Origin of the sequence: Undibacterium pigrum, assembly GCF_003201815.1 — a bacterium.
GTDB lineage: Bacteria > Pseudomonadota > Gammaproteobacteria > Burkholderiales > Burkholderiaceae_D > Undibacterium > Undibacterium pigrum.
In genome coordinates, this window is sequence record NZ_QJKB01000030.1 from 1 (window position 1) to 7,014 (window position 7,014).

The 7,014-nt window shown below is 50.7% G+C and carries 9 protein-coding genes; 5 read left to right on the forward strand and 4 right to left on the reverse strand.

Annotated features, from left to right (window positions below; all coding sequences use genetic code 11):
• Positions 1-967 (forward strand): tetratricopeptide repeat protein (locus DFR42_RS28755; RefSeq protein WP_146219015.1); only part of this gene is annotated, 967 nt, incomplete at its 5' end.
• A 40-nt stretch (positions 968-1,007) separates the two neighbouring features.
• Here the strand turns inward: DFR42_RS28755 and DFR42_RS28760 are convergent.
• From DFR42_RS28760 to DFR42_RS28770, 3 genes are all read right to left on the reverse strand, one after another.
• Positions 1,008-1,322, reverse strand: coding sequence for a hypothetical protein (locus DFR42_RS28760; RefSeq protein WP_110258516.1), 315 nt, complete (start codon positions 1,320-1,322; stop codon positions 1,008-1,010).
• 84 nt (positions 1,323-1,406) lie between these two features.
• The gene (locus DFR42_RS28765; RefSeq protein ID WP_110258517.1) at positions 1,407-1,961 is read right to left on the reverse strand and encodes a 3'-5' exonuclease; all 555 of its coding nucleotides are present in this window, start codon (positions 1,959-1,961) and stop codon (positions 1,407-1,409) included.
• A 349-nt stretch (positions 1,962-2,310) separates the two neighbouring features.
• A complete protein-coding gene (locus tag DFR42_RS28770) occupies positions 2,311-3,201 on the reverse strand; it encodes a LysR family transcriptional regulator (protein WP_170133740.1) in 891 nt (296 codons plus the stop codon).
• Between the two features lie 159 nt (positions 3,202-3,360).
• On the opposite strand from DFR42_RS28770, the gene DFR42_RS28775 reads away from it, so the two are divergent.
• The 4 genes from DFR42_RS28775 (at position 3,361) to DFR42_RS28790 (ending at position 6,623) form a co-directional block, all read left to right on the forward strand.
• Entirely contained in the window at positions 3,361-4,392 is a 1,032-nt protein-coding gene (locus DFR42_RS28775) for an MBL fold metallo-hydrolase (RefSeq protein ID WP_110258519.1), read from the forward strand.
• 90 nt (positions 4,393-4,482) lie between these two features.
• Positions 4,483-5,754 carry a tetratricopeptide repeat protein gene (locus DFR42_RS28780; RefSeq protein ID WP_110258520.1) on the forward strand — a complete coding sequence of 424 codons (1,272 nt, stop codon included), beginning with the start codon at positions 4,483-4,485 and terminating at the stop codon, positions 5,752-5,754.
• Positions 5,755-5,811: 57 nt separating this feature from the next.
• Positions 5,812-6,048, forward strand: a complete 237-nt coding sequence (locus DFR42_RS28785; RefSeq protein WP_110258521.1) for a hypothetical protein — start codon at positions 5,812-5,814, stop codon at positions 6,046-6,048.
• A gap of 65 nt (positions 6,049-6,113) precedes the next feature.
• Positions 6,114-6,623 (forward strand): hypothetical protein, encoded by a 510-nt coding sequence (locus DFR42_RS28790; RefSeq protein ID WP_110258522.1) that lies wholly within the window; start codon positions 6,114-6,116, stop codon positions 6,621-6,623.
• A 189-nt stretch (positions 6,624-6,812) separates the two neighbouring features.
• On the opposite strand, the gene DFR42_RS29590 is transcribed toward DFR42_RS28790, so the two are convergent.
• On the reverse strand, positions 6,813-7,014 hold a 202-nt coding region (locus tag DFR42_RS29590; RefSeq protein WP_211324450.1), incomplete at its 5' end, for a hypothetical protein.

Here is a 7,014-nt window from a genome sequence, read left to right on the forward strand (position 1 = left end):
GTTCTCGACTGATATCACTTGGGTAGACTTTTCTCATCACCCAAGTTTACGCAATATTCTTTTTGTTTACAATAAGATCTCGAATAGCTTCTTAGGCAATATTTACTATCTTGGAGAAGTGATTCCCCAGGACTATGAACAGGCGCTGGCATGGTTTCAAAAATCGGCTGCCCAGGGTGAATCAGGTGCCCAGCTCAGCCTGGGTCACATGTATGACAAGGGTGAAGGAGTCACCAGAGATCGTACACAAGCATTTGACTGGTATCGCAAAGCGGCAGAACAGGGCCAGGTGACAGCGCAATATAATCTGGCGCTCATGTATGAGAATGGCGAGGTAGTCCCTCAGGACTATGTACAAGCACTTGCATGGTATGGCAAGGCGGCGGCACAAGGAGACTCAAGCTCACAACTCAACCTTGGCTACCTGTACAACAAGGGGCTGGGAATAAAACAGGATGATGCGCAAGCCCGGGTCTGGTACCGTAAAGCGGCTATACAGGGCAATGCCATCGCACAACACAATCTGGCCATCATGTATCGTGATGGAGAAGGCATGGCAAAAGACTTCACGCAAGCCTTTAACTGGTATCACAAAGCTGCCAACCAGGGGTACGCCAAGTCGCAATTCGCGATTGGCCATATGTATGCGTATGGCCAGGGAGTGCAAAAAAATTTCCCTCTTGCCCTGAACTGGTACCGCAAATCGGCTGAGCAGGGAAATGGCAGCGCCCAGGCAGGCTTGGCAACTATGTACGAAAAAGGCCAGGGCCTCCCCAAAAATAAAGTAATTGCCTGCGCGCTTTACACACTGGCAGCCAGCTCGGATACCTACGGCGCCAAAGCAAACCGCGACAATATCCTGGCGACGATGTCGGCACAATCAGCCGATGCGGCGCAAAAATTATCGTCCCAGATGAGCACGCCAGGCAAACTGCTCAAGGCAATTGATCAGTATGTGCTACAGTGATTGTATCGGTGAACAGCATTTCGTTCATCACCAAAGACATTTACTCCCGGCCATTCTCAAAGTCAGTAATCACCTGATTAAAAAATGTGCGCAAGCAAACGGTAGAACAAAAAAAGGTGTCGTTGATGTCATCAAATAGCGTCAGCGGTTTGCCAGAATCTGTCACACCGTGATCCATCAGGCTGACAGAAGTGATGAAGTCTGCGGGTGCAAAAGAATCGGTATCGCCAATTCTTTCAGACGCATTGATTGAGAAGCAGATAAATTTTCCATCAGAAGGTTTACCGCAGGTGCCACAGTTGCCACTTGCAGGGAAAAATTTGCCTGTTTTATGTGTCTTTAAAGGATATTTCATATCTTATTCAACGCATCCAAGCGCAAGCAATGACACCCGCAGCAAGCCTGAATTTATCAACTAGTTTTTTGTGCCAGCCTTATCTTAGCGTATTGGCGTATCAAACAAAAACGGCAACAGCCTTGCAATATTGCGCGCATCGTCTATGCCGCGGTGAGCCGTGCCAGAAAACTCCATCCCTGCATGGCGTATGGCCTGACCCAATCCCAGCTTCTTGCTGAGCTTAAAACGCTCAGACATCAAGGGTTTTAGATTGATATGCGGTGCGCTGATGGGATTGGGGACGCGGTGAAACGCGCAGTCCTGCTGCAATTGCTTGCGGTCATAATCGCCCCATGAACAGAACACGAAGCCCTGGTATTGATACAGCCATTTTTTAACTTGTGTGGCCACGTCCTTGAATAAAGGCGCGCTGTCCACGTCTTGTTGCTGTATGGAGGTAAGTTCTGTGCAAAAACTGGTCAGGGCTGGGTGTCTGACTGGTCGCACAAAACTCTGGAATTCGCTGACGACTTGAAAGTGCCGCGCTTCGACCATGACTGCGCCGAATTCGATGATTTCCATTTGTTCACGCGGCACACTGCCCTGGTCGCAGCAGGTGGCTTCAAAGTCGATGACGAGGTAGTAATTTGCTTTCATGATTTTTCTTATTTTTTCTTATTGTTGGGCGCAAGGCATCCGTGGCTCATGGCCTTGGGCCGTGCGCGTTTTTATTATGGGCTGAAAGAAGTTTCAGCTCTTTATATCGTAAGTTTTTATGATGCGGTACAGAGCAAGTCTGTATATAGGCATCGCGCGAGACATTCCATGTCGTGCCTGGTGTTTTTACTTCTTGTTCTGACCTGGCAAACTTTCCCGGAAGCGGGTATTGATCACATAAAGTGTATGTGCGGTATTGCTACGATGGGCGGATTGTAGCAATACTTGTTTGATGAATGAAAGCTTATTTGCGATTGATGTTGCATGTTTGCTGCATCTGACCCCGCTCTCAAACCACCCGCAAAAAAGTAATCAACGCCTGCAAGGCTGCCGTCATGTGTCGCCTGCTGGAATAATACAAATGAAAACCGGCACGTGTCGTCGCAAATTCTGGCAGCACTTCCAGCAGACGTCCACTTTGCAGATAAGACCGTACATGGTCTTCTGCAAGGGATGCAATGCCCGCACCGCTTAAGGCGGCAGCCAGGGCCAGGCTGGCGTCATTAACGATGAGATGGCCATCGACGGCTATCTCCAGTGCCTGCCCCTTGTCTGTAAAAGACCAGGGGATATGCACTTCGGTCGTCGGGCGTTTTATGCGTATGCATTCATGCTGTTGCAAATCACGCGGCGTATGCGGCATGCCATGTGTGGCGATATAGCTTTTTGCAGCAACACAGACAAAGCGTCGCTCAGGCCCTATCCTGATGGCGATCATGTCTTGTGCCAGCAACTCACCCTGGCGTATGCCTGCATCGAAACGGCCCTTGACCAGATCGACAGTTTTATCTTCTACCGAAATATCCAGCACGATGCCGGGGTATGCTTTGCGAAATTCTGCCAGCCTGGGTGCCAGCAATAACTCTGTCGCTACCCTTGGTGCGGTCAAACGCACCGTGCCGGATGGCGTATCGCGAAAATCATTGATGGCTTCTGCCGCTTTGTCGAGGCCTTCCAGCACGGGCCGTAAATGATCCAGCAATTGCTGTCCGGCCTGCGTCAGCGAGACGCTGCGTGTGGTGCGGTGCAAGAGTCGTACATCAAGGCGAGCCTCCAGTTGTCGCATGGACTGGCTCAGGGCAGACGGCGTCACTTCCAGGAACGCTGCCGCTTTGACAAAGCTCAGGCGCTCTGCGATGGCCACAAAAGCCTTGAATTCTGCAAATTCACTGGCGTGCACAGGCATCTCCTTTCACACTTTTATTCATTAGCATGACTACATAGTTTAATAATAATTTCATACATTATTTAATCACAATCCTTGCTTATACTGAAAGCCATATTTAAACCTGACAAGCACTACGCAAATAGTGCTTTCAACAAACGACAAGGGCTTATCATGAACAACAATTTCAAAACACAGATCACTCACTTCGCTAAAACAGTCAGTACCCTGGCAGCTTCAGTCGCTCTGGCAGCAAGCATATCGTCTGGCGTTCAGGCACAGTCATCTGCAAAAGCTACACCTGCGGTACCGATGGCAAAGTTCCAGGCTCCTGGCTTTTACCGCATGATGCTGGGCAGCTTTGAAATCACCGTGCTGTCTGATGGCACGGCCACCCGCCATGTCGATGAGATCATGAGCAAGCCTGAAGCAGTCAGGGCTGCCTATGCCCATCATCACGAAGAATTGCCGGTTGAATTGTCCATCAACACCTTCCTGATCAATACTGGCAAGCAGCTCTTGCTGGTTGACACAGGCGCAGGTGAATTGTTTGGTGATGCCGGTGACGGCAAGGGCAGCAGCAACAGGCTGGTCGCCAATCTGCGCGCTGCCGGTTACCAGCCTGAACAAATTGATGCCGTCTTGCTGACGCATATACACGGCGATCACTCTGGCGGCTTAAGCATAGGCGGCAAACGCGTGTTCCCCAATGCTGACGTATATGTCGATAAAAATGATGCCAGTTACTGGCTGAGCCAGGCCAACGCCAACGCAGCACCCGCCGCAAGGCAACTGACGTTTACCCAGTCACGCGCCACCGTCAACCCCTACGCAGATGCCGGACGTTTGAAAACTTTTAGCGGTGCGCAAGAATTGTTTGCCGGTGTCAGCAGCATCCCCTCCTATGGTCATACTCCCGGACATACGGCTTACCTGATCAGCAGCCAGGGCAAGCAGTTGCTGTTATGGGGCGATGTGATACATGCAGGCGCGGCCCAGTTCAAAGACCCAGGCATCACCATCGCCTATGATTTTGATGCTGTGGCTGCGGTCACATCACGTCAATACTTATTGCAATTGGCGGCAGATAAGGGCTACCTTGTTGGCAGCGCGCATATTTCCTTTCCTGGCCTGGGGCATATAGGCAGGAGTTCAGCGGGTTACGAGTGGCTGACTGCGCCGTATCAGATTAAGGGTACGTATTGAACTGGCGTCCCATCAAACTACCGGCAATTGATGGGCGCAGGAGCTTGAATCTGCTAACATGAACAATATTTCCATCTCCCTGCCTGTGCCATGAAAAAAACCAAGCAACTTTGTCTGTTGGCCGCATTGTCGCTGACTAGCCTTAGCGTGTTTTCGCAAACCATGGCTGAAGCCGACGCCGCCTTTGCGCGCCAGGATCTGAAGACCGCTTTTGAGACGTACACTAAGCTCGCGAACGAGGGCGATGCGGTGGCGCAGTACCAGGTTGGTCATTTTTATGAAAGCGGCCGCCATGTGGCACAAAGCTTTGACAATGCCGAGCCGTGGTATCGCAAGTCTGCCATGCAGGGTTATGCAAAATCGCAAGCCAACCTGGCCTGGCTATATGTCAATGGCAAAGGTGGCCTGGCAAAAGATATAGTGCAAGCCGTGCTATGGTATGAAAAAGCAGCTGCCCAGGGTGATCGTGAAGCACAGGAACGCATAGACAATCTGTATAATTTTTATCCTGATCTGAAGGCCTCGGTCAGGAACCATAAAGCAGCCATACTGGACAAGCAACGCCAGGAAGTCGCAGCCCGGCAACAAGCCGCTTTTGATGCCGAATCTGAAAAGAATATACAAGAATCACGCATCTGCCTGAACAAGCTCAGCGATGATGCCAGGACAAAATCCCTGGCTGGAAAATTCTCACCTTTTGGCGGCGACAGCGTGCCCATGGAAATGCTGGCCAACACTGGCAAGCCTAACGTCAAGGAAAAAGCTGCCCTGTCCTATGTCGTGGCTGAATGGGAGAAATGCATCAACATACAGGCAGAGCCGCGCAAGAAATACCTGCCGCCAGAAGCCAACACCATCATCAGCACTTACCGCCTGGACTTGCGTTCTGGTTTTGCAGATCTGTATAGCGGCAAATTATCTTATGGTGACATGGCCAGGGTGCGGGCAAAGCTGGATATAGAACTCAAGCAAAAAATAGATAGTCTGAGTGCCAAAATCCAGGCGCAGGAATTTGCCGAAGCCAAGCAAAGACAAGATGCCGAAGCGCAACAACGCTATGCAGAAGCACAAAACCAGCAACAGCGCGAAGCAGAAAAACAAAGGCAGGCAGAAGCCCGCCGCGCCCTGAACATGCAAGAAGCCCAGGCGCGGGCACAACTGGAGCAAACCCGGCAGTTGCAAAGAAATGTAGATTTTTTGCAGGGCCTGCAAATGCAGCAAATGTTCAGACCGCCACCTCAGCCACAAGAACAAATCCAGCCACAGCAGATATTCGTTCAGCAGGCACCGGCCGCCCCACCGCCGCCGCGTCAATGCACCTCAACACGCTTTGGGTCTACGGTGACGGTGAATTGTTTTTGAGTGCCTTACGTGGCATCTGCATCTGTACAAAATTACTTTCCACCTCCAGGAACCAGCATGAACACCGTATTCGCCGCCCCCGTTTTTGATACCAGCGTGATTTTTGAAGGCAAAGAACTCTTCAAAGGAAAAAGCGCCGCCGAGAACTGGGCCAAAAAACTGGGCGCTGAACTTGACTGCGTCACCACAGTAGAAAAAATAGGTACAGGCTGGGCCATTTGCGGCAATGTTGATGGTGAGGATTGTGTCTGGGCGATATTGGGGCAAAGGTTGAAAAAAATCAGTCGAGATTGATGTCTTGACGGGGACTTCAAGATCAAACATTCATCATATTATTTTTTAACTGACAGAAATTCACTATGCAATGGCGTAATCACCCTGCCCTTCAAGCCAAACTACATCCTCAACACCCTGATGATCTGCAAGTCATCGTCCATGACGGAGGCCCGCGCCTGACCGAACGAAAACCTGAACTGGTCTGGGTCAGTATCAACGGCATGGACAAGGACATATTTTCCGGTACGGTGCTGAATGCGCCGACGCAGTTGCAATCGATCAGCCAGCATCAACAGATACAATTTGCACTGGCAGGTGTTGAGCATCCCGTGCTGCTGACTGCAAAATACCTGCAAGAAAAGGCTGCCTGGAACATTCATGCCTGCAAACAATGCGGCCTGAGCGAATTGTTTGATGCACCGTCCGACCTGATCAAGGTCATTTTCCCCAATATACCGGCAGATGCCCAGTTGGAAGGTTTCTCCAGCTTTTGCCCCCTGTGCCATGGTGTGCAATTGATAGAATCCAAGGTGGCACCAATAGAAGCAGAAGCGCTGCCCAAGCGCCCATGGTGGAAATTCTGGGCGAACTGAGCGCTTGCCTGGTAATCACTAGCAGGGTGCGTTTCAACGCACCACACGCTCAGCGCATATTCCAGGCTTTCTTAAAGCTCTAAATGATGTAAAACATGATGGCAGTGCACAAGCCAAGTCACTGGATGCCGGATCAAGTCCGGCATGACTGTGTTGAGGCTAATTGCTGACGATGGAAGTTACGGTGCATTAAGCAACAGTAGTGAGGTAGGGCGCATTGTAATGCGCCGTATGGATCATCGCATACCCAAGGGAAATATCTGTGCCGTGTGCGTCGCACACATGCGGCACATTGCAATGCGTATATGGACTCCTCAGGAATTGCAAGTTTTTGTTGTTTCGGCTTAAGTTCAACTGCTCGCGTATATCCGGCTTCTCAATTGGGTACCGT

Excerpts from the sequence above, each read along its gene's own strand:
- DFR42_RS28760 (WP_110258516.1), bottom strand. The coding sequence starts at position 1,322 with ATGAAATATCCTTTAAAGACACATAAAACAGGCAAATTTTTCCCTGCA.
- DFR42_RS28765 (WP_110258517.1), bottom strand. The coding sequence starts at position 1,961 with ATGAAAGCAAATTACTACCTCGTCATCGACTTTGAAGCCACCTGCTGC.
- DFR42_RS28775 (WP_110258519.1), top strand. The coding sequence starts at position 3,361 with ATGAACAACAATTTCAAAACACAGATCACTCACTTCGCTAAAACAGTC.
- DFR42_RS28780 (WP_110258520.1), top strand. The coding sequence starts at position 4,483 with ATGAAAAAAACCAAGCAACTTTGTCTGTTGGCCGCATTGTCGCTGACT.
- DFR42_RS28785 (WP_110258521.1), top strand. The coding sequence starts at position 5,812 with ATGAACACCGTATTCGCCGCCCCCGTTTTTGATACCAGCGTGATTTTT.
- DFR42_RS28790 (WP_110258522.1), top strand. The coding sequence starts at position 6,114 with ATGCAATGGCGTAATCACCCTGCCCTTCAAGCCAAACTACATCCTCAA.